At 68.3% G+C, this 17,594-nt stretch carries 34 protein-coding genes; 6 read left to right on the top strand and 28 right to left on the bottom strand.

What is annotated here, in order from left to right; all coding sequences use genetic code 11:
- Window positions 1-747 precede the first annotated feature (747 nt).
- A complete protein-coding gene (locus AB0I98_RS16815; protein ID WP_362941640.1) occupies window positions 748-927 on the bottom strand; it encodes a hypothetical protein in 180 nt (59 codons plus the stop codon).
- A gap of 119 nt (window positions 928-1,046) precedes the next feature.
- Here AB0I98_RS16815 and AB0I98_RS16820 point away from each other — a divergent pair, with 119 nt between their 5' ends.
- Entirely contained in the window at window positions 1,047-1,649 is a 603-nt protein-coding gene (locus AB0I98_RS16820; protein WP_362941643.1) for a hypothetical protein, read from the top strand.
- Window positions 1,650-1,861: 212 nt separating this feature from the next.
- Window positions 1,862-1,984 carry a hypothetical protein gene (locus AB0I98_RS16825; RefSeq protein ID WP_362941646.1) on the top strand — a complete coding sequence of 41 codons (123 nt, stop codon included), beginning with the start codon at window positions 1,862-1,864 and terminating at the stop codon, window positions 1,982-1,984.
- A gap of 257 nt (window positions 1,985-2,241) precedes the next feature.
- Here the strand turns inward: AB0I98_RS16825 and AB0I98_RS16830 are convergent, their stop codons facing one another.
- On the bottom strand, window positions 2,242-2,508 hold the full coding sequence (locus AB0I98_RS16830) for a hypothetical protein (RefSeq protein WP_362941649.1): 267 nt from the start codon (window positions 2,506-2,508) through the stop codon (window positions 2,242-2,244).
- Here AB0I98_RS16830 and AB0I98_RS16835 point away from each other — a divergent pair.
- Window positions 2,507-2,872 (top strand): peptidase inhibitor family I36 protein, encoded by a 366-nt coding sequence (locus AB0I98_RS16835; RefSeq protein ID WP_362941651.1) that lies wholly within the window; start codon window positions 2,507-2,509, stop codon window positions 2,870-2,872. The genes AB0I98_RS16830 and AB0I98_RS16835 overlap by 2 nt on opposite strands.
- A gap of 84 nt (window positions 2,873-2,956) precedes the next feature.
- Here AB0I98_RS16835 and AB0I98_RS16840 read toward each other — a convergent pair whose 3' ends face one another.
- The 7 genes from AB0I98_RS16840 to AB0I98_RS16870 form a co-directional block, all read right to left on the bottom strand.
- The gene (locus AB0I98_RS16840) at window positions 2,957-3,355 is read right to left on the bottom strand and encodes a hypothetical protein (RefSeq protein ID WP_362941652.1); all 399 of its coding nucleotides are present in this window, start codon (window positions 3,353-3,355) and stop codon (window positions 2,957-2,959) included.
- Between the two features lie 183 nt (window positions 3,356-3,538).
- The gene (locus AB0I98_RS16845; RefSeq protein WP_362941655.1) at window positions 3,539-3,934 is read right to left on the bottom strand and encodes a hypothetical protein; all 396 of its coding nucleotides are present in this window, start codon (window positions 3,932-3,934) and stop codon (window positions 3,539-3,541) included.
- A 152-nt stretch (window positions 3,935-4,086) separates the two neighbouring features.
- Window positions 4,087-4,296 (bottom strand): hypothetical protein, encoded by a 210-nt coding sequence (locus tag AB0I98_RS16850; protein WP_362941657.1) that lies wholly within the window; start codon window positions 4,294-4,296, stop codon window positions 4,087-4,089.
- Between the two features lie 125 nt (window positions 4,297-4,421).
- Window positions 4,422-5,102 carry a hypothetical protein gene (locus AB0I98_RS16855; protein ID WP_362941659.1) on the bottom strand — a complete coding sequence of 227 codons (681 nt, stop codon included), beginning with the start codon at window positions 5,100-5,102 and terminating at the stop codon, window positions 4,422-4,424.
- The gene (locus AB0I98_RS16860) at window positions 5,099-5,608 is read right to left on the bottom strand and encodes a hypothetical protein (protein WP_362941661.1); all 510 of its coding nucleotides are present in this window, start codon (window positions 5,606-5,608) and stop codon (window positions 5,099-5,101) included. Before AB0I98_RS16860 ends, AB0I98_RS16855 begins: the two co-directional genes overlap by 4 nt.
- Window positions 5,609-5,615: 7 nt before the next feature.
- Complete coding sequence (locus AB0I98_RS16865) at window positions 5,616-5,768, bottom strand: hypothetical protein (protein WP_362941663.1); 153 nt, start codon at window positions 5,766-5,768, stop codon at window positions 5,616-5,618.
- Window positions 5,769-5,778: 10 nt separating this feature from the next.
- A complete protein-coding gene (locus AB0I98_RS16870) occupies window positions 5,779-6,534 on the bottom strand; it encodes a DUF2637 domain-containing protein (RefSeq protein ID WP_362941665.1) in 756 nt (251 codons plus the stop codon).
- A gap of 200 nt (window positions 6,535-6,734) precedes the next feature.
- Here AB0I98_RS16870 and AB0I98_RS16875 point away from each other — a divergent pair, with 200 nt between their 5' ends.
- Window positions 6,735-6,965, top strand: coding sequence for a hypothetical protein (locus AB0I98_RS16875; RefSeq protein ID WP_362941667.1), 231 nt, complete (start codon window positions 6,735-6,737; stop codon window positions 6,963-6,965).
- Between the two features lie 3 nt (window positions 6,966-6,968).
- Here the strand turns inward: AB0I98_RS16875 and AB0I98_RS16880 are convergent, their stop codons facing one another.
- The gene (locus AB0I98_RS16880) at window positions 6,969-7,178 is read right to left on the bottom strand and encodes a hypothetical protein (protein WP_362941669.1); all 210 of its coding nucleotides are present in this window, start codon (window positions 7,176-7,178) and stop codon (window positions 6,969-6,971) included.
- Window positions 7,162-7,554 (bottom strand): hypothetical protein, encoded by a 393-nt coding sequence (locus AB0I98_RS16885; protein ID WP_362941672.1) that lies wholly within the window; start codon window positions 7,552-7,554, stop codon window positions 7,162-7,164. The genes AB0I98_RS16880 and AB0I98_RS16885 overlap by 17 nt, the downstream gene beginning before the upstream one ends.
- A 55-nt stretch (window positions 7,555-7,609) precedes the next feature.
- Between AB0I98_RS16885 and AB0I98_RS16890 the strand changes: the two genes are divergently transcribed.
- Window positions 7,610-7,945 carry a DUF6233 domain-containing protein gene (locus AB0I98_RS16890; RefSeq protein ID WP_362941674.1) on the top strand — a complete coding sequence of 112 codons (336 nt, stop codon included), beginning with the start codon at window positions 7,610-7,612 and terminating at the stop codon, window positions 7,943-7,945.
- A gap of 37 nt (window positions 7,946-7,982) precedes the next feature.
- On the opposite strand, the gene AB0I98_RS16895 is transcribed toward AB0I98_RS16890, so the two are convergent.
- Window positions 7,983-8,315 (bottom strand): hypothetical protein, encoded by a 333-nt coding sequence (locus AB0I98_RS16895; protein ID WP_362941677.1) that lies wholly within the window; start codon window positions 8,313-8,315, stop codon window positions 7,983-7,985.
- A 634-nt stretch (window positions 8,316-8,949) separates the two neighbouring features.
- Between AB0I98_RS16895 and AB0I98_RS16900 the strand changes: the two genes are divergently transcribed.
- Window positions 8,950-9,105, top strand: coding sequence for a hypothetical protein (locus AB0I98_RS16900; RefSeq protein WP_362941679.1), 156 nt, complete (start codon window positions 8,950-8,952; stop codon window positions 9,103-9,105).
- A gap of 109 nt (window positions 9,106-9,214) precedes the next feature.
- Here the strand turns inward: AB0I98_RS16900 and AB0I98_RS16905 are convergent, their stop codons facing one another.
- The 16 genes from AB0I98_RS16905 to AB0I98_RS16980 all read right to left on the bottom strand — a co-directional run bounded on the left by AB0I98_RS16905 (window position 9,215) and on the right by AB0I98_RS16980 (window position 17,530).
- On the bottom strand, window positions 9,215-9,379 hold the full coding sequence (locus tag AB0I98_RS16905; protein WP_362941682.1) for a hypothetical protein: 165 nt from the start codon (window positions 9,377-9,379) through the stop codon (window positions 9,215-9,217).
- Between the two features lie 220 nt (window positions 9,380-9,599).
- On the bottom strand, window positions 9,600-10,307 hold the full coding sequence (locus AB0I98_RS16910) for a hypothetical protein (RefSeq protein ID WP_362941684.1): 708 nt from the start codon (window positions 10,305-10,307) through the stop codon (window positions 9,600-9,602).
- A 91-nt stretch (window positions 10,308-10,398) separates the two neighbouring features.
- On the bottom strand, window positions 10,399-10,668 hold the full coding sequence (locus tag AB0I98_RS16915) for a hypothetical protein (protein ID WP_362941687.1): 270 nt from the start codon (window positions 10,666-10,668) through the stop codon (window positions 10,399-10,401).
- Window positions 10,665-10,856, bottom strand: a complete 192-nt coding sequence (locus tag AB0I98_RS16920) for a hypothetical protein (protein ID WP_362941689.1) — start codon at window positions 10,854-10,856, stop codon at window positions 10,665-10,667. The genes AB0I98_RS16915 and AB0I98_RS16920 overlap by 4 nt, the downstream gene beginning before the upstream one ends.
- Window positions 10,853-11,113, bottom strand: coding sequence for a hypothetical protein (locus AB0I98_RS16925; RefSeq protein WP_362941692.1), 261 nt, complete (start codon window positions 11,111-11,113; stop codon window positions 10,853-10,855). The genes AB0I98_RS16920 and AB0I98_RS16925 overlap by 4 nt, the downstream gene beginning before the upstream one ends.
- Window positions 11,113-11,730 (bottom strand): hypothetical protein, encoded by a 618-nt coding sequence (locus AB0I98_RS16930; protein ID WP_362941694.1) that lies wholly within the window; start codon window positions 11,728-11,730, stop codon window positions 11,113-11,115. The genes AB0I98_RS16925 and AB0I98_RS16930 overlap by 1 nt, the downstream gene beginning before the upstream one ends.
- Window positions 11,731-11,791: 61 nt before the next feature.
- Window positions 11,792-11,965 carry a hypothetical protein gene (locus tag AB0I98_RS16935; protein WP_362941697.1) on the bottom strand — a complete coding sequence of 58 codons (174 nt, stop codon included), beginning with the start codon at window positions 11,963-11,965 and terminating at the stop codon, window positions 11,792-11,794.
- Window positions 11,965-12,459, bottom strand: a complete 495-nt coding sequence (gene ssb / locus AB0I98_RS16940) for a single-stranded DNA-binding protein (RefSeq protein WP_362941700.1) — start codon at window positions 12,457-12,459, stop codon at window positions 11,965-11,967. Before ssb ends, AB0I98_RS16935 begins: the two co-directional genes overlap by 1 nt.
- Before the next feature lie 2 nt (window positions 12,460-12,461).
- A complete protein-coding gene (locus AB0I98_RS16945; RefSeq protein WP_362941702.1) occupies window positions 12,462-12,674 on the bottom strand; it encodes a DUF6011 domain-containing protein in 213 nt (70 codons plus the stop codon).
- Window positions 12,671-12,964, bottom strand: coding sequence for a hypothetical protein (locus AB0I98_RS16950; RefSeq protein ID WP_362941704.1), 294 nt, complete (start codon window positions 12,962-12,964; stop codon window positions 12,671-12,673). Before AB0I98_RS16950 ends, AB0I98_RS16945 begins: the two co-directional genes overlap by 4 nt.
- Complete coding sequence (locus AB0I98_RS16955) at window positions 12,961-13,251, bottom strand: hypothetical protein (protein ID WP_362941706.1); 291 nt, start codon at window positions 13,249-13,251, stop codon at window positions 12,961-12,963. The genes AB0I98_RS16950 and AB0I98_RS16955 overlap by 4 nt, the downstream gene beginning before the upstream one ends.
- The gene (locus AB0I98_RS16960; RefSeq protein ID WP_362941708.1) at window positions 13,248-13,946 is read right to left on the bottom strand and encodes a hypothetical protein; all 699 of its coding nucleotides are present in this window, start codon (window positions 13,944-13,946) and stop codon (window positions 13,248-13,250) included. Before AB0I98_RS16960 ends, AB0I98_RS16955 begins: the two co-directional genes overlap by 4 nt.
- Window positions 13,943-14,986, bottom strand: a complete 1,044-nt coding sequence (locus tag AB0I98_RS16965) for a helix-turn-helix domain-containing protein (RefSeq protein WP_362941711.1) — start codon at window positions 14,984-14,986, stop codon at window positions 13,943-13,945. The genes AB0I98_RS16960 and AB0I98_RS16965 overlap by 4 nt, the downstream gene beginning before the upstream one ends.
- A gap of 73 nt (window positions 14,987-15,059) precedes the next feature.
- Complete coding sequence (locus AB0I98_RS16970; protein WP_362941714.1) at window positions 15,060-15,506, bottom strand: WhiB family transcriptional regulator; 447 nt, start codon at window positions 15,504-15,506, stop codon at window positions 15,060-15,062.
- 78 nt (window positions 15,507-15,584) lie between these two features.
- On the bottom strand, window positions 15,585-16,064 hold the full coding sequence (locus AB0I98_RS16975; protein WP_362941717.1) for a hypothetical protein: 480 nt from the start codon (window positions 16,062-16,064) through the stop codon (window positions 15,585-15,587).
- Window positions 16,061-17,530 (bottom strand): UvrD-helicase domain-containing protein, encoded by a 1,470-nt coding sequence (locus AB0I98_RS16980; RefSeq protein ID WP_362941720.1) that lies wholly within the window; start codon window positions 17,528-17,530, stop codon window positions 16,061-16,063. Before AB0I98_RS16980 ends, AB0I98_RS16975 begins: the two co-directional genes overlap by 4 nt.
- Between the last annotated feature and the right edge of the window lie 64 nt (window positions 17,531-17,594).

Here is a 17,594-nt window from a genome sequence, read left to right on the forward strand (position 1 = left end):
GCGGCGGGACGACGTGGCGCCCGGGGTGCCCAGGGGCGGGGGGGACTCCGAGGACTCCGCGCGCGTGGACTCCGAGGACATCAAGTGCCCCTGACCTGGGAGTCCTTGCGCCGGACTCCTACTGTCGGGGGCCCCGGTATGATTTCACGTAGAGACCGAACAGCTCCTCTTTTGAGTCGCGTTGGGGGTGCGGCCTCCTGCTCCGGCCTGCATAGGGCGGGTCGGCGAGGAAGGGAGGTCTCACGATGTGCAACCCGTCCCAAGACTCCGAGGGTCACTCCGAGGAGCCCAAGGATCGCCCCGAAGAGCATGACGGTTCGGAGGAGCGAGGCCGTTGGACGAGCTACCAGAAATGGACGCTCGGCCTGGCGGCGTCGGGGGTGGTAGCAACCATCGCCATCGGCGCGGCGCAGTTCCTGGCAGTCCGATAGGGGCTGACGAACGCGGTCGGATGAACCGGTCAGGTTGCTGGATGCAGCGAGCCCGGTCGATGTCTGGACGACCGGGCTCGTGAACTGCGTAGGAGGGCCCGGCTCGGGTGGAGACCGGGTCGGGCTCTCCGTCGACGCGGTTCATATGACCGGGTCGACTTAATCAAATGATAGCTCTCCCCCTAGCAAATGCTCGACTCGCAGTCTGTGAACTTGTCCGTGAACATTGCTCAGCCGTCAGCATGTTCGTCGGTATTCGCCGTACGGCATCGGTAGCTACGACGAGTCGTCAGGGCCCGCAAGACGCGCACTCGGGTCAGCCCCGGTCGACGTCGAGGGCGACCTCAATTTCCTTGATCTTCCGGCTCGTCGACAGCTCGGCGCGGACGGGGTTGTCCCCGGGGACGCCGGCCTTGCGCGCGTCCTCGACGAACTGGGCGAGCTCGTCGAGGGTCAGGTCCTTGTCGGCCCCGGTGGCCCGGATGGAGGTTGGCATGGTCTCAGGATGGCGCACTGGGTCCTGCCGTGTGGGAGTTCCGGCGGCCCCGGGTGCTTCCCGGTACGAGTCTTGAGAAACCCGTCTCGTCCGCCCGCCATCGTCTCTACGGTGCGCCTGTGAGTGCAGTGAATTGGGGCGATGCGCCCACGTGGTTGGCGGCGGTGTTCGCGGGGGGCGCGGCACTGTTCGCGTACCAGACGATCAGGAGCCAGCGGGAGCAGATCGGCGAACAGCGGCAGTTCATCGCTGAGCAGTCGGCCACTCTCGAGCTCGAGCGCGCCGAGCTCCGCGCGGCTGCCGAGGACCGGAAGTGGGCTCAGGCCCGGCAGTTGCGCATGCACCACCACAAGGCCATCAGTAGGCACATCGATGGCATTGCGGGCGAGGAAGATCACTGGATCGTGACCATCCTGAATACCAGCGACGCCCCTGTGCACGGCATTGAGGTGCGCTTCGGTACGGCGTACGTCGCGGTCGAGGTGTACGAACTTGCGCCCTCTGCCACCCACAACTTGGGCGCTCAACTTGGTGATCGCCTCGCGGCTCCCGTCCACCTGCTTGGACCGGGTCGTGCCGTTCGGTTCAAGTCGCAGCTCTGGCCTGCATCCACGCTCCACAACAATCGGCCCAGTGTGACGTTCACGGACGACAGCGGTGTCCGCTGGACGCTGGACTCATACGGGAAGTTGGAGGAGACACCAGCCAACGGGGCGTCATGACGGTCAGTGAGGGCTTGGGTTGTGGTCGCTGCCGACACTCGAGGCTTACCCTTTAAGGCCCAAGATTTGTTGACTCAGGGCATCTCAGTTCTGCGCGACCGTATGCTTATCACCGCTTCGCCTGCTCCTCCTCCACAACTCCGTCGACCTCTTCGCAGGGGCTGGCGGGCGCCCTGACGGACAGGGCGAAAGGAGGAAAGGAGGAAGCAGTGGTGAGGTCCAACATGGGCAAGCCGCGCAGGCGGTGGACCGGCCCCGAAAAGTGGTCGGTGGGACTGACTGCGGTTGGTGTGCTCGTGGCGATCATCGCCACTGTGGGGCAGTTCGTCCAGTAAGGGGCGCCCACACGCGAGCCGGTAGCGGCCGGGGCTGCAAACGCAGCGAGCCCGGCCTTATCAAAGGCGACCGGGCTCGTGGAACTGCATGGAGGGCCTGGCCTGGTGGCCGCCGGGTCAGGTCACTCCGTGCCCCGCGCTTTGACACGTGAGGCGACAGGAAAAACATTACCAGCTTTCGACCCGATTTCGGGTCATGCAGCGGTGAAACAGCAGGTCAGAGCTGTGGACTGACCGCGAACTGACTCGGAACTGAGTCAACGATTGCGGTATCCGCGGCGGCAGGCGATGGCCTTGGCGGCGGTGGCGCCATACCAGCGGTTGACGCCGTCGGTGGTGTCGTCGGGCACGCGCCAGCGGCCGCGTGCGAGGTCGGCAGGAAAGCACCGGTCTGCGACCGTTCCGCCAGCCGACCCACGCTGACCAGCGAAGCAAGGTTTTCGCAAGGTTCCTGTACACATGCGCGCCGCATTGTCGGCCACGAACGGAGCCCGGGAGACTCCCGGGGGGAAGGAATCGATCATGCGTACATCCATACAGCTACGACTCGGGGCCGCGTTGGCGTCTGTCGTCGCTCTCGGTGCGGCGCTTCTCTCTGGCCCTCCAGCGGTCGCTGCGCCTGCTCCCAGCCCTCAAGTAACCTGCCAAACTGGCTTCTTCTGCGCGTGGTCGGGGCCGACTTTCAACGGGCTTAAGGCCGAGCGCCGTCCGGTTCCTTCTGGGCAATGCACGTTGTTCACGTTCGGCGCGAGGTCAGCACTAAACCAATCGTTCGAGTATCAGCGACTGTGGACCGGCGCGTGGTGCACTGGCACGAGCATCTTGCTGGCTCCCGGCAGTTCACGATCAAATCTGTCCTCTGCCTATGGGTGGCTCGGAGGGTCTTGACCTTGGAGTCGGAATGGGCGGGGATCCACATTCGAGAGGATCCCTGCCCATGGCTCTTCGCCACCGTCGGGGGGACGGTCGCGATCATTCATCCGTGCTGCGCCGGTAGCCGCGACGGCCCGTCATGGCCGTCATGACGGTCTCCCCGGTCCAACGGTTCATCCCATGGTCCGTGTCGTCCGGCTCGGGCCACCGGCCACGCGTCAGGTCGGCGCGGATGGTCCCGGCCTTGATGCCGATGCCCGCGTCCTCCAACTGCTGCGCGGTGTACAGCCGCTTCGGTTCGAGCTCGACGGCCTGGCGCTTGACGTGCTTCCGTACGAAGTCGGCGATGGCCTGCCTGTCGTACTCCTTGTACCGGCCGCGCTTCCCGACCGAGGCGGGCCAGGCCGGGTGCTGAGCCCAAGTCTTAGTGACGGTGTGGATGCCCACGCCGTACTGCTCAGCGATCTCGGGAGCGATCCAGCCGGGCCGGACTACCATGGTGGCGAATCTCCTTTGCGGAGTTTTCAACTGGTTGGGGCCGGCGCACTGTCACCCCCAGGCATGCCTGGGGTTCGCGCCGGCCCCTTTCATCTTGCTCTGTGACAGCTGGCTGTGCGGTGTGAAGATCCCAAGAGGAGAGGGTTCCCCACCCCGGACTGGCTGCCCGGGGCGGGGTGGGTTTTACGACTCGTCGTCGTCCGGGTCGTCTTCCTCGATCACTTCGATCCAGGTGATGACCCGGTTGAGTGAGAACTCAGCCGCGTCGAGTCGCCAGGGAGCGGGTCCCGCCAGCCGTGTGATGACGAGCAGTTCGTACGCGGTGAACCAATCGAGTATCAGGTGCTCGAAGGCTCGCTTGTCGCGTTCCGAGATCGGCTCGTCCTCGATGAGCTGGCGCACTCGGTTCAGGGCCAGAAGCGCCTGACTGGGGGTGTCCTCGTCGTCCGCCGGTTCGAAGTCCCGGAGGGTAACGGGGAGGGGAAGTTCCTCGAAGAGCCCCTGCATGTAGGCGTAGAGGCCGAGGAGGCCTTCCATGAGCGCTACGAGGCGCTCCCTGTAGTTGTCGTGGTCTGCCACGACTTCTCCTCTCTGGAATTTTCAACTGGTGTCGGTTTCGGGGCTGTCACCCCCCGTCCCGACATGGATAACTTTACAGCATTCGCTTCTAATATTGCAACACCAGTTCGTGAGGAAAAGGGGACGGCCAACAACCGCCCCCACCCCCGGACTCAGGCCCGCTCGAACCGCACCAGCTCCCCGTCATCGCTCACGACGGCCACCAACGCGGCCCCGGCCAACTCCTCGCGCGGGATACCCGTCTCCTCCACCAGGCGTGCCACCGGCACGCGCTCCGGATCCGTGTGGTCGCGGTGCTCCGTCGTGATCTCGGCCTCGTCGCCGAACAGCAGCAGAACCCGCGCAGACAGTCGCTCACTCATGATGCTCATTCTCCTTCTGTTGGGGGGTCACTCGCAGAAGTGCTGGATCGGGTAGTAGCCGCCGCATGAGGCGCAGTAGTACAGCGGCTGCTGCTCGTAGCCGAGGGCGGCGAGGAGGCGTCGGATCATCGGTCGCGCGCCTCCCCCGGGTCGGCGCCGCCGCGACTCTTCTCGGCTTCGGCGAAGAAGCGGTCGACCAGAAATTCGAGGGCGGGGTGGGGCGGGACGAGTCGGCCGCCGTCTCCGATGGCCTCTACACGGATCCCCTCTCCATCGCCGTTGTTGCTGTTGCCGTTGTCGCCTGACCTGCAACAACAACCTGACTCATGTACGTCGGCGGCAGGGGAGGGGGCGGGCGGGATGTCCTTCACGTGTACGCCGGGCCCGTTCCCGCGTGAGGTGCGGACGGGCTTCCATGGGATGCCGTCGGCGTCGAGCAGCTGCTTCACGGCCTTGGTGTCGGGGAGCTTCAGCCCGTCGCGGAGGCGGGTGAGGAGGACACCTCGGTCGTCGCCGACGAGGCGGCGCAGCGCTTCGGCGATGTCTGGCTGCTCGGCCTCCTCCTCGGCGGCTGTGCTGTCGTCGCCGCGCCGTCCCCAGCGCGCCCGGGCCTTCTGCACGCCCACGGTGACGAGGACGCCAGCCACGAAGTAGGCCACGTACGGGGCGAAGGTCATGACGGCCTTCATCATCAAGACGGCGATGCCGACAAGGATGACCATGACGAATACGCCAGCGATCCGGCCGGGCGCCTCGTCCTCTCCCCCAGCGTCGTCCGCCGCCTGCTGCTCGGTCTCGTCGGTCATCGGATCGCTCCGTAGACCTGGTCACCGAGCCAGTTCGCGGCCTCGGCCAGCGGCACAGCGGCGAACCCGGCGATCCCGGCCGAGGTGCCGAGCGTGATACCGCACCATGCGCCGCGCTTGAGCTCAGAGCTGTACCTCGACTTCTTCACGGCCGCGATGAACGCGACGGTCAGGATGAGCACCACGGCGGCGCCGGGCGTGGTCAAGGGCACGAACGTGGGGCGCGCTGAGAGTTGGCCGCTGCTCTCGCCGACACCCCATACGAGGGCGACGTCGCCGAGCCAGTTGGACAGGCCGAGGGTGGCGCTGGACGCCGTCCCGATGAGGCCCCCGACGCCGAGAGTGGTGAGGCAGCCGTAGGACCAGCCGAGCAGGAAGGGCAGCAGCTTGCCGAGCTGCCGCGCAGGATCGCTGCGGAGTGTCTTGAAGCCTGGGTACCAGGTGACGACCTGGTAGATGAGGATGCAGAGACCGACGGTGACACCGCCGAACGTCACGTAGTTCACAGGTTCCTCAGCGGAGGATGGCCACGGCGAGCGCGGCGAAAGTCAGGATCAGCGCGGTCGTCCCGGTGATCGGGGGGACGTCGCGTGGGGCCACGAGGGCCAGACCGGCGAGCGCGAGCAGCGCGCACGCAGCACAGAACACGCCGAAGACGGCGGTCATGGCGGTGTGCCTACGGAACGGCGCTGATGGCGACGGGGGCCGGTGGGAGCTGCGCGAGGTGTGGTTCGTGCCGCTCAACCTCGGCGCGGAGCTGGCCTCGGATCACGCCGTCCGACAGGTCGGCGAACCCGGCGGCGATGATGGCGGTCCGCATGGCCTTGGTGCCCGGGCGGGTGCCGTTGTCGTACAGGGGACGGACGGCGGCGCACCGGGGATCGCTGTACGTGATCGGCTTCGGGGCCGGAGGTGCGGCGGGCGCGGGCGGCATGACGGGGGCCGTCGCGGGCCGCTCCGGGGTGACGACGGGCGTCACGTCCTGCGCTGGGACGAGGAGTCGGTACAGCTGGTTCATCAGCGCGCCGAACGCCAGCAGCGACGCGACGGGCGGCACGGCGGCGACCACGTAGTCCAGCGGCTCGGCACCCGGGCCGACCCCGGCGATGTTCAGCGCGATGGATCCGCCGGCACCGAAAACGACGAGGCTGATCGCCCACCAGTCGACGCGGCGGGCGAGCGCGGCTCGCAGGATGAGGACCTCGCCGGCCGCGTAGAAGAGGTCGAGGGTGGCGGGCCAGGCCCAGGCGCGGATCGGGTCGTCGGCGAAGCCGTGACGGGCGCCGACGTCGTGGAGGTGCTCGTAGGAGAGCCAGAGGGACACGCCGGTGAGGAGGAAGATCAGTCCGGCGGCGGTGATGGCGAGTGCCGTGACGGTGCGTGGGTGGGTGTTGCTGGGGTGGTTGGGCGCACTAGGGTGCAGCTCAGCCATAGGAGGTCACTCTCCTGTGGTCAGAGCCTCGGCGAGAGGGGTCCTAAGTCTTCTTGCCGGGGCTCGTTCTGTTTGGAGGTGACGCCCTACGGGGGGCATCTGCCGTCCATGACGGTACCGCGCGTACGCGGGCGGTGCTACGGGTCCAACGACGGGGCGCGCTGACGGGCGTCATCGGGGCGTCAGCTTAGGATCCGGTCGTGGCAGACATCCCCGACGAATTGATCAAGCTGGAACGTTCCGCCGAAGCAGAGCGTGCGAAGCTCACTGGCCTCGATGGCGAGGACTGGGAGGCGCAGCGCAGGGTGTGGCGCGACAAGGCCGCCGAGTTTCAGGCGGCGGTGACCGAGTACGCGGCCCGCGATGACGTGAGCGAGTCCCGGTACGAGTTGGAGCAGGCGGTGAAGAAGGCCGTACGGCGTCCCGGCTGACCGCTACGCCTCTTCCGGCCCTACGGCCAGCGTGCGGCCCTCGACTTCGTCGACCAGGATGAGGCGTGCGCCGGGCATGCTGCCGTGCTCGCCCACCCAGACCGTGAACTTCGCGCGGGCCGTCACGTCGCTGCCCCACCAGCCGTGCTGTACAGGGCGGTTGGCAGAGTTGAGGGTGAGGTGGTAGCGCTCCGGCTCATTCACCGAGGTCATGCCAGCCGTCCTCGTCTGTCCAGACTCGCACGCGGGCCGGCGTACCGTGCTCGGCAGCCAGCTTGGCGACGACCTCCCGGATGTCTTGCAAGATGCCCTCCACTGTGGACGGACCATGCCACTCGGGCATGGTCGCCAGCATGTGATCACGGCAAAGGTCCACCCACCGTGTGCCGTGTTCCGGGAATGTCACGGCGCGGGAGGTGTGGCAGTCCTGGGTCTTTCCGCAGGCTGAGCAGGGCTGCGTCCAGTGCAGGGCGAAGCGTGCCCTGAACTGCGCACGGTCGGGGTCCGCCGGCGCGGGGTCCAAGAGGGCCGGGTCCACGTCGTGGCGCTGCAGTAGCTCCTCGACGCTCATCCGTTCCCTGTGTTCCATGCCGTCTCCTCGACCCTGGCGATGTGGAGGTCACCCTAGCGTTAAAATAGAACATGTGAACGAATCGGTCCCGTCGAGACTCATGCTGCTCCGCTTCCTGGAGCGCGTGCAGCTCAAGGACCTGGAGCGCACCCGACGGTGGATCGCCGACGAGGAGCGGCGAGAAGCCGAGTGTCGGCGCGGCCTCCAGGCCCGGCCGCCAGCGCCGGAATGGCTGATCGAGCGCGGCCTGTCCGGACGGGCCGCGGTCTACGTCCACGTCGGCGACTGCTGGGACGCCGGAAAACGGTCAAAGGGCATCAGCCGGGAGGGGGCGCTGCGCGCGCTCGCCGACGGCGTCAAGCCCTGCCCGCAATGTGGCCCGGACGCAGTGCTCGGTTTTCTGGAGTAGTCGGTTGGGGTCTCAGCCGTGATCGACTTTCCCGACCTCAGACTTCGCGGATGCCGAAGACGCCGAAGAGCCCCATCCCGGCAAAAAAGGCAACGAGCTGCACGATCCAAAAAAGGCGCAGTCCGCCCGCATAGAGATTCGCTGCATTTCCCGCCGCTGCCTTAGATAGTTGCCCTGTGAGCGCCAATAGAGCAACGATGCCTGAGCAGAGGGACAGGATAAGAAGTCCCCATGAACTCTGAAGAATCGCCACCGAGGTCTCATCTGCTTTGGTAGCTAGGTCTTTCCGGAAAGTTACCGAAAGGGCGAGTACTGCTGACGCCAGGGTGTTGACTTGAACTACTGCCTCTTTAGCCAGGTTGAATGGCATGATCGGTCTCCGTTAGCAAAATGGAGGAATGGGGCCGAAGTCCTTTAGGAGCCTGGACATCTCGCCTCGGCCGACCTCCAAGGCTGGTCCGCCCTTTACCCTTTCGGCGCGGAATCGTGCGTATCGACCTTCGCCTCGGATGGGGTCAATCTGGGAAGATGCTTCCCTCGCGGCCTGCTGGAGGGCGGCTGCGGAATCCTGAAACAGCTTGTCGCGGTCTTCGCCTTTCGCAGCCATTATTTCCTCAGCCCTCGGAGTGAGGGCGCTGTCGAGCAGGGCCCAGGCGTCAGATGTTAGTGCAGAGTTCCGAGGGGCTTCTCGCCGGACAATTGCATTGAACATGCGAATTATCTCTTCTGTGCTGTTGGGTGTAGCCATAATCCCCTACCTGTTCTGAGCGCCTGCTGAAATGGTTGCCCACGACTGTGCGAATTGCAGCACGTCGCGTCCATTCGGGTGAGATGTGCCCCAAATTCTGGATCACCCGGTTATCGATAGGGCCACCCACAGCCAGGAGACCGTCGTACGGTACGGTCCGGTTGATCACACAGCGGGGGTGCGTGATGTACCGCGTTAACCTCACGGAGCAAGCGGAGAAGCGCGGGGCGTACTCGTTGATGACAGCCGCCGCGAGGTGATTCAGCTGATCGCGGCGGCCCTGTTCCGGCGGGAGTCGTGGTCGGCCTCGGGCGGGTGGGACGCGGCCACACTGTTCGGATCGCGGACGTGGATCACGTTCGCCGCGTACGCCGACGGGATCGACGTGTTGCGCGTCGGCTGGGCGGGATGATCTTGCGAGATGCGCGGTGCTGCGTTGACGGCGGCCGAGGGCGTAGCCGAATGGGGAACGCCCCAGGGTTCTTGAGAGACCCCGGGGCGCCCGTCTGCGTGCCCTGCGCTTACCGCTTCGTGCTCGCGAGCCCGATCAGTGCCGCGCTGGCGGCAACCCATTCGGGGCTCACACCGGCACACGAGAGCACGATGACGAGGATGAGGACAGCCGCGACGATGACGCGCCACCCGCGCGCGCCGTCGTCATCGGACAAACACAGCGCTATGTTCATGGGTATCGCCTTTCAGGTGAGGTTGGGGCCGCAGCGGTGATGGTTGGGAAGCCGCACGCTGGGGCCCCTTCGTGTCTTCGTAATCCTGCGTCAGGAACTGCCCTTTGTGTGCCTGTCAGGCTGGGGGCATGGCGGCACAGGGGGGCGCACACACTATGCGCCGCCGGTCATCCAGAACCGGTTATCCATCGTTAACGCGGGGCTCCATCGGGGACGCCCGTCATGCTGCGTCACTGGGCACATCCGTCCATGTGCGACCGCAGTCCTCGCACCGTACGACCGGCGGAGCGCCATCCCCGCCTTCGACGACCAACTGGCCGCCGCAGGGCTGCGGGCACGGGTGCGGGACGGCCTCCTTACGGCGGGCTTCACCGAGGGTGCGCCGGAGCAGCTCGGCGCTCATGCGGGCCACCTCCTCCACGGCCTGGCGCTCGCCCTCATCCAGCGTGCGGAACGGGCCGGGCGTGCCCCCGAGCCGGAGCGACAGCCACTCGGCGGCCTCGGGTGCCGTCCGCTGGCCGGTGAACGTCCAGCGGCGCGGGTCCGCCGAGTCCTTCGCGGCGAGGAGCACGACCTGACGGTGGACGTCGTCGCTCCAGCCGCGCCCTGTGGTGGCGCGGAAGGCCGGCCGCTGGATGCGTTCGGCGAGCCAGTCCGCGGCTGTCACGAGACCGGTCTCGATGGTCGTCATGACGTCCAGGACGTCGACGTCGACGGGCGTCGGACGGGGGCCCGGGGCGTCAGTCGCAGTGTCGGCGCGTTCGGCGGCCTGCTCCTGACGCTCCTCGTCGCTCATGAGGCGGGTGATGCCCATGGCTGGGGGCCAGGTGGTGGTGGGGCGGTCGCCGACGCGATCCTGGAGGCTGGTCCAGCGTTCGGTGATGGTGTCGAGGTGGTCGGCTGCGGTGGTGGTGTGGGCTGCGGTCACGGCGCTGCTCCTCATGGTGGCAGTGGGGGCGGTACGGTGATCACTGCCTGGGGGCGCGCTGGTCTGGCGAGACGTGAAGCGCGCCCCTTCGTCATGCGAGGTCGGCGGTGATGCGGTGGAACTCGTCCGTGCACTTCCGCCGGTCGTGTGCTGCACCATCGCTGTGGCGCGCGAGCATGCAGCAGAGATCCAACGGGGCAGGGCGCTCACCGAGTACGTGGCGGCGTTCCCAGTCGGCCTCGGCGTGCCGTCGGCCGGCCGCGCGCCAGGTGGCCTGGACGGTCATGGCGACGGCGGAGAGGAGGATCCAGGCGAGGACGATGACGCTGAGCCAGTCGGCACCGCTCGGGTTATTGATCACGTGGGCTCCTGGCGGGTACGGCGGGCGAGCTGGCGGGCGCGGTACGGCCCGCGCGCCCAGGCGGGGCGGTGCCGGCGGACTGCACGGGCGACTGGGTGCGCGCCGGGCGGTGTGCCCTCGCCGTGGTGACAGCACATGACCGCGGTGGTGGCGATGACGCAGGTCAGGTATGCGGCGACGCCCGTCATGACGCCCTCCGTTGACGGGACTGACGTGCCGGTTCGGTCAGCCAAGCCCAGCTGAGGACGGCCAGCGCGACGGTGACGAGGGCACCCCAGACCCACGCCTGGGTGCTGAAGTGGCGTACGGCGGTGACGCCTGCGGCGAGGGTGAGGACAGCCAGCATGGTGCGCGTGCTGATCGCCTTGAAGAGTCGGGCGGTGAGGGCCGCGGCCAGCAGCGCGTTCTCGGCGACGAGGAAGGTCGAGTAGTACGGCTCGGGCATCAGCGCTGCTCCGCGTCGGCCTCGCCAGCGGCCGTGCTGACGGGCGGTGACGGGTCGTCATCGCCCAGACCATCGAGCGCCAGGAGCCGGACGTGGTTCCGCATCCGCTCGTACTTCTGCTCCGACCCATGCCCGTCCCACTGCGCCCGCGGGTCGGTCACGTCGACCACGGTCAGGTGCTTGAAGAGCTCGGTGTCGCGGGGGTGGATGTGCCAGGACATCTGCCAGCCGCCGGCCACGAGGTACAGCAGCTGCCAGCCGTCCTCATCGACGTCGGGCGAGGCGGTGATGACGGCCGTCGACGGGTGCAGTGCAGCGAGCCAGGCGAGGAGCTGCGCCCGCTCCCGGTACGCGTGATCGCGGTCCCGCTCGGCGCGCTCCATCTCGTCGCGGTAGTGGTGGCTCAGTGCCGAGGCCTCGGCGCGCTCGCGGTCGTAGGTGTCCGCGTGCCGCTTCCAGCGCGCGGCCTCCTCCTGGGCTCGGCTCAGCTCCGCGGACAGGACGGTCAGCGGGTCCTCGATCGGGGCGGCGTTTCCGCTACTACCGCGCGCGAGGCCCTGGGATCCGGGGCGAACCGGTTCCGGTTCCTGGTTCCTGCGGAAGAGTTTGAGTGGCATGGACATTGCTCCGGTGTGGTGGCCGGGGCGGGTCCCTGCGTGGGGTCCCTGTCCGCTGTGGTCAGTGTCGTGGTTGTGGGAGGGCGTCGAGCGCGTCGCCGATGTCGTTCGCGAGCCAGCGCCAGCGGAGGGCCAGTTCGGGCGCGTGCGGTTCCTTGGCCTCAGCAGCCGTCAGGAGCGCCTCGACGATCTCCGAGAGGTCGTCGGCGCCCGTCAGGCGTACAACGATGGCCATCAGAACGGGGGTTCGTTGTTGCCGGGGCCGGTCGCCCAGGGGTCGTCCTGGGGCGGGGGGCCTTGGCGGTACTGCTGCTGTCCCTGGGGTCGCTGCTGGGCTCCAGGGTGCTGCCCGCCCTGGGCGTTCTGCTGGCCTGCGGCGTCCTTCGAGACCTGCGCGACCGCGTAGGCCAGGTTGGGGGCGATGGAGCGGATGAGGAGTGCCGGCCGCTCGTACTTCTGGCCGTCCTTCTCCCAGCGCTCGGTGCGGAGTTCACCGGTGACGATGACCTCCATGCCCTTGGCGAGGGACTCGGCCACGCTCTCGGCGAGGCGTTCCCAGGCGGTACCGCGGACGAAGAACGTGTCGCCGTCCTCCCATTCGTTCGTCTGCTTGTTGAGCCGCCGGGAGTTGAAGGCGAGCGTGACGCTGGCGACGGCCTTCTGGGACTGGGTGAAGCGGAGTTCGGGGTCCGAGGTGAGTCGGCCGACGCCGGTGAGGGTGGGCAACAAGGTCAGGTCTCCTTCGGGAGTTCGGGCTGGATAGGGATGGCGGTCTGCCCGGGGTGGACGTCGGGCGTCGTGACGGGTGTCGTCGCGCCGCGCCGACGGGGCATCGCGGGTGGGATCAGGCCGCGTCTGCGGCCGCAGACGGGGCCGTAGCCGCGGGCCCGGGACTCCGGCGTGAGCAGGAGCTGAGGGCAGTAGCAGCAGCGGACGGCCTTCATCGGCGTCTCTTTCGGCGGTGCTCGGCGAGGCTGGTCACGCCGACGGGCAGCGCCAACTGCTCGGTGTGGGTGGGACAGGTGGCGACGTGCGGCATGTGGAGCCGCTCCCAGCCGGTGAGGGGGAGCTCGGCTGAGGGGCGGCGGGACCGTACGGCACCAGTTCCGTCGCGCCAGACGGCCGTGTTCCCGGCGGGGTCCGGGTCGGGGTCGACGGCGAGACGCTTCCCGGCCTCGGTGGTGGTCCACAGGATGGGGTGGCGGCAGTCTCTGCACGGGATGAGTCGCTTCATGGCGTGGTGGTGGTCGGGGTGTTGGCCGCGAGGATGCGGGCCTGGTGGACGTTGGGGTGAAGGGTGCAGGGCTGTCCGGCGGGGGCTTGGCAGATGCGCTCAGGGCACCGGGTTGACATGACCCTGATCCAGTCGATGGCGCGAGTGGTGTGCACGTCGCGACGCCGGTCCTGTGTCTGGCGCTGGTTCGTGCACAGCTGGCCCGGGCGCGCGCGGCACCAGGTGCAGAGGATCGCCATCGCGGCGAACCGGTACGGGACGGGCTTGCGGGGGGTCGGCTGCGTCATGACGCCTCGGCCTCCAGCACCTGTACCTGGTCCTCGCGGGCGAGGGCGGCGGCGGACGCGGCCTTGATGCGGGCCTGCTCCTGGTCGTGGTCCAGGAGCGGGAGGCCGGCGGCCGCGCGCTTGGTGTCCTCCAGACGGACGGGGTGGACGTCCTGACGACGCTGTCCGTTGGTCGTGCAGCTGGAGCCGGGAGCTGCGCCGCAACGTCGGCAGGCGCGGCCGCGAGGGTCCTTCGTGGGGTCCCGGTCGGCGGGCATCTTGCCGATGGCGGCCCGGGCGGCGGCTGCACGGCCTGTGTACGGGCCATGATCGGCGCCTGGGGGCAGTGCGAGGTGATCTCCGGCCCCGAGAGCCTTGGAGATGCTGCTGGCGCCTGTGTGGCCGTCTCCAGCGGCTCGGATGATCTCGCGGAGGGCGGCGGCGGACTCGGCGCCGGTGTGGGTCGGGTCGCCGTCGACGACGATGTTCGCCAGCTCGATGCGCTCGGTACGGCGGGCCTTGACCTCGGCGACGATCTCGGCCGGGGAGACGAACGGCTGGCGGCGAGCAACGGCGATGACGGCGGCGCGGGCCTCGTCGACGGCGTACGGAGCGAGGATCTCGCCCCAGACGTCGGGGGTGTACTCGCCGAACTTCTGGGCGGGGCAGGCGGCCTGGACGTACTCGGCGATCTGCACGGCTTCTTCTTCGGTCACGGGGCTGCTCCTTCCTGGCGTGCTGCGGCGCGGGCGGCCACGCGGGCCCGGGCGCGGTCGAAGACGGTTCCGCTGGCGGGCTGGTCGTTCGCGGGGGCGCCTGGGGCCGCAGCGGCGTTCATGACCTCGTTCACGACGCTGGGGAGCGTCGAGGGGTGGAGGCCCTTGCGCATCCAGTGCGCGATGCCGCGACGGATGTGGTCGGGGTGGATGCGGTCCTCGTCGAGGAGGATCCGGATCTGCTTGGCCATCTGGCCGATGACGGCGGACGGCGGGCGCTCGGCGCATCGCGCCAGCCACTCGCCCACGATCGTCTGCGCGGTGACCGGGGCTTCGGAGACGTCGGACGGAGCGTCATCGACGGGCTCTCCGTCGAGGACCTCGTCTGGTGCGTCTTTTGTGTCACCGGGGGTGGGTTCGACGGCAGGACCGGAAGCGTCTGCCTGGCCCGCGAACGGTTCTTGGTGGTTCCACTGGTGGTTAATGACGGTTAGGGGGGCACTGAGTGCGTGACGTCCGGACGCAGAGTGCGTGACGTCACGCAGTGGGAGTGCGTGACTCACGGACTTTGAGTGCGTGACATCGCCCTCTGTCACGTCGTCTGAGTTCGTGACCGTCACGGACTCTCCGTGCGTGACGGTCACGGCTTCTGACTGCGTGACACGCTTCGCGCGGGCCCGACGCTGACGCTCCGCGGCCTGCTTCTTCGCCTCCTCGGCCTCCGCCTCCAGCTCAGCCCAGTCGAACTCGGGCCGCTTGAGCTGCACCTGAAGCCGCCACTTCTTACGGCCCTGCACGCTGCCCTGCTGCTTGATGAGCCCGCCGCTCTCCAGGCGGCGAAGAGCCCGCTGTACGGTCCGCTCGTCGTAGCCGGTCCGGTACTGGATCCGCAGGACCGAGGGGTGCGAGTTGGAGCCGTCGGGGCGCGCGTGCTCGGCCAGGACCTGGAGGACATGCCGCGCCGTGCTGTCGGGCCGACCCTTGTCGGTCCGCAGCATCGGGGCGTCGTCCATCGCCCAGGTCACGGCCTCAGTGCTCACGCGCTCCTCATTCGGTGGGTGGGGTGCTGGCCGGTGGCCCGGCGGCCGTGCTCATCCGCCAGGCCACCGGTGCTCATCGGGAGGCCGGGACCTTGGTGGAGCCCGTACGCCGGTACTCGCGCCTGCTCGCCGCGTTCGCGGCCTTGCACGCCGCGTCGATCGGCTCGTTGTTGCGCACGTGCCGCTGGTACGCGGAGGGTGTCCCACAGGGCGCCAGCCCCGACCCCTTCGGCCGCCCCGTCTGCTTCTTCTCCGGCTGCTTCGCATCAGCCTCAGCGGCCTGGGCGGCCTTCCGCTGCTGCTCGATCGCCCATCGCTGCGCGCCCGAGAGGGCCGCGACGATGCCGGTCCGGAATGCTTTCGCCACACCCGCCTCGCGGATGAGGGCGGACTCCAGGCACTCCATCCGGACCGGGCATCCCCGACAGGTCTGCCGCGCCAGGCCGATCGACCTCGATGAGAAGAAGATGTCGGGGTCCTCAGTTCTGCAGGCGGCCTGCAGCTCCCAATCTCGATCCATGACGGGTCCTCCGTACGGTCGGTCAAGATCAAACGAAGTTGTGCAGGCGGCGGGTACGTGACGGGCCGCTGACGCCCGTCACAGAGCCACCGCGGAGGGCTCCGGAGCGCCCAGGTACGTGCCGTGTTTGCGGTAGTAGCGATCCGCCATGGCGTTGGCGTCCTTGCACGGCCGACAGGGCACTTCGCCCCGCTGGTGGTGACGTCCGTAGCCGCGACGGGTGCCGCACTTCACGTCGGAGGTCGGCGCAGCCTTGCGGGACCCGCTGCGGGCGGACCGGTCATCTGCGGGCTCGATTTCGCCCGGGAACCAGGCGCGCAAGGTGTTCGTGTTCACTCCTACGCGCGAGGCAATGACCGAGTACGGCACCTTGCGGTCGAGCATCACGCGGGCCGCGTACCGGGCCTCGTCCTGGCTGAGCGTCCAGCGCTTCCGGCGGCCGTTCATCGCCAGCTCGATGGCGATCAGGTCGAGGGAGACCAGGCCGTCCGGGGTGGCGAGCCACACCGTCGGCACGGTCATCCTGGGTACCGAGATCCACTCCGGGGCGCTGGTCATTCGCTCACCGCCGTCACGTCGCGCACCCAGGCGAGGGCGGTGTCGTCGAGCTGCTCGCGCGCCCGGGTCACCGCGACGTAGGCCAGGCGGGCCTCCTCACGGGGCAGGACCACCAGGCCGTTCTTCTGGTCCGGCTTCGGCGCCCGGAAGTCACTGTGGATGCGGACGGCCGGCCACTCGCGGCCCTTGGACCGGTGCGCGGTCGACACGACCAGCTCGGCCTGTGCCTCGGAGACCAGGCCATCGGCCGCCGAAACGATCCGCTCGGGCCCGTGTTCGTCGATCAGCTTGACGAGGACCTCCAGGGAGCCGTCCTCCTCGGCGGCGTATTCGCGGACGTCGTCCCAGGAGGCGAAGCCGCACAGCTCCGGGTGGTCGGTGGGCTTGCCGTCTTGGAGGGCTTCGGCGGCCCAGGCGAGGCGCTTGATGTCGCCGCCTCCGCCGACGAGGGCGACCTTTCGGCCGGCGGCGAGGCTCTCCATCACGATCCCCATCGCGCCAGCGTTGGTTCGGCAGAGGATTGCGTCCGGGGCGTCGAGCGGGCCGACGGTGGACTCAGCCGCCTCCCAGCCAGTGAGGCGGAGCGGGGCGTCGATGATCCGTAGCCACAGGTTGGCGCGGGCGGCGATGGCGAGGCCGAACCGGAACGACTGGCTCAACGTCAGCTCAGGGCAGCCAAGTTCGGTCGCGAACTTGCGCAGGGCGTCGTTGGCGCCGCGCCAGCTGTAGATCTGCTGGGCGGAGTCGCCGACCGCGATGCGCTGCGCGTGCTCCTGGGCGAGCAGGACGGCGGAGAGGACGTCGTTGGTGTCCTGCGCCTCGTCGAGCAGCACCACGTCCGTGGGGATGGTGGGCTTCGAGAGCGCCCACATCTTCAGGTAGTGGTCGTGGTTCAAGTTGAGGACGCTGTCCTCGCCCTGGAGGTCCTCCCAGGCCGCTCGGGCGACCGGGAGGACCAGCTTCACCAGCTCGCCGCGGCTCTTCTTCAGACCGTCGAAGTGGGGGATGTGCTTCTGGACGATCTCGTCGTCGGCGCTGTGGCAGAACCGGGTGACGGTGTCCAACGCCTTCCTCATGATGATCTTCGAGGTCATGGCCTTGAGACCGCCGAGGTCCGTGAGGATGCTTGGCGTCGAGCCGATGATGCCGAGGATCGTGCGGACGTCGATGGCCTGTGCGGCCTGGTGCGCGGTCTGGCGGGGCCGCTTGAGGCGGGTGCCGTACTTCGGGTCGAAGGCGAGGCCGTGACCGGTCTTGGCGTTGACGTTGGACGGGAAGCTGCGGCGGGCGTCGGCCGCGATGGCGCTGTTGTAGGCGACGTACGTCATCCGGCGCCGCCTGTCGGACCGGGCGATCATCTTGAGCGTCGAGGACTTGCCGCATCCCGCGCCGGCCTGGAGGACCAGGTCGAGCCCATCACCGTACGCGTCGATCGCTTCGGCCTGCTCGATGGTGGGGTTCACCACTGTGGTGCACCTCCTTTCTCGGGGTGCGGGCCCGCCCCGCATGGGGGAAGTCGGGGCGGGCCCG

The sequence above is a fragment of the Streptomyces sp. NPDC050211 genome, assembly GCF_040656035.1.
In the GTDB taxonomy this organism is placed as follows: Bacteria; Actinomycetota; Actinomycetes; order Streptomycetales; family Streptomycetaceae; genus Streptomyces.

Excerpts from the sequence above, each read along its gene's own strand:
- AB0I98_RS16895 (WP_362941677.1), bottom strand. The coding sequence starts at position 8,315 with ATGCCATTCAACCTGGCTAAAGAGGCAGTAGTTCAAGTCAACACCCTG.
- AB0I98_RS16815 (WP_362941640.1), bottom strand. The coding sequence starts at position 927 with ATGCCAACCTCCATCCGGGCCACCGGGGCCGACAAGGACCTGACCCTC.
- AB0I98_RS16920 (WP_362941689.1), bottom strand. The coding sequence starts at position 10,856 with ATGACGGGCGTCGCCGCATACCTGACCTGCGTCATCGCCACCACCGCG.
- AB0I98_RS16930 (WP_362941694.1), bottom strand. The coding sequence starts at position 11,730 with ATGCCACTCAAACTCTTCCGCAGGAACCAGGAACCGGAACCGGTTCGC.
- AB0I98_RS16885 (WP_362941672.1), bottom strand. The coding sequence starts at position 7,554 with ATGGAACACAGGGAACGGATGAGCGTCGAGGAGCTACTGCAGCGCCAC.
- AB0I98_RS16975 (WP_362941717.1), bottom strand. The coding sequence starts at position 16,064 with ATGACCAGCGCCCCGGAGTGGATCTCGGTACCCAGGATGACCGTGCCG.
- AB0I98_RS16850 (WP_362941657.1), bottom strand. The coding sequence starts at position 4,296 with ATGAGTGAGCGACTGTCTGCGCGGGTTCTGCTGCTGTTCGGCGACGAG.
- AB0I98_RS16970 (WP_362941714.1), bottom strand. The coding sequence starts at position 15,506 with ATGGATCGAGATTGGGAGCTGCAGGCCGCCTGCAGAACTGAGGACCCC.
- AB0I98_RS16905 (WP_362941682.1), bottom strand. The coding sequence starts at position 9,379 with ATGAACATAGCGCTGTGTTTGTCCGATGACGACGGCGCGCGCGGGTGG.
- AB0I98_RS16880 (WP_362941669.1), bottom strand. The coding sequence starts at position 7,178 with ATGACCTCGGTGAATGAGCCGGAGCGCTACCACCTCACCCTCAACTCT.
- AB0I98_RS16830 (WP_362941649.1), bottom strand. The coding sequence starts at position 2,508 with ATGATCGATTCCTTCCCCCCGGGAGTCTCCCGGGCTCCGTTCGTGGCC.
- AB0I98_RS16870 (WP_362941665.1), bottom strand. The coding sequence starts at position 6,534 with ATGGCTGAGCTGCACCCTAGTGCGCCCAACCACCCCAGCAACACCCAC.
- AB0I98_RS16855 (WP_362941659.1), bottom strand. The coding sequence starts at position 5,102 with ATGACCGACGAGACCGAGCAGCAGGCGGCGGACGACGCTGGGGGAGAG.
- AB0I98_RS16840 (WP_362941652.1), bottom strand. The coding sequence starts at position 3,355 with ATGGTAGTCCGGCCCGGCTGGATCGCTCCCGAGATCGCTGAGCAGTAC.
- AB0I98_RS16945 (WP_362941702.1), bottom strand. The coding sequence starts at position 12,674 with ATGAAGGCCGTCCGCTGCTGCTACTGCCCTCAGCTCCTGCTCACGCCG.
- AB0I98_RS16925 (WP_362941692.1), bottom strand. The coding sequence starts at position 11,113 with ATGCCCGAGCCGTACTACTCGACCTTCCTCGTCGCCGAGAACGCGCTG.
- AB0I98_RS16955 (WP_362941706.1), bottom strand. The coding sequence starts at position 13,251 with ATGACGCAGCCGACCCCCCGCAAGCCCGTCCCGTACCGGTTCGCCGCG.
- AB0I98_RS16950 (WP_362941704.1), bottom strand. The coding sequence starts at position 12,964 with ATGAAGCGACTCATCCCGTGCAGAGACTGCCGCCACCCCATCCTGTGG.
- AB0I98_RS16865 (WP_362941663.1), bottom strand. The coding sequence starts at position 5,768 with ATGACCGCCGTCTTCGGCGTGTTCTGTGCTGCGTGCGCGCTGCTCGCG.
- AB0I98_RS16835 (WP_362941651.1), top strand. The coding sequence starts at position 2,507 with ATGCGTACATCCATACAGCTACGACTCGGGGCCGCGTTGGCGTCTGTC.
- AB0I98_RS16935 (WP_362941697.1), bottom strand. The coding sequence starts at position 11,965 with ATGGCCATCGTTGTACGCCTGACGGGCGCCGACGACCTCTCGGAGATC.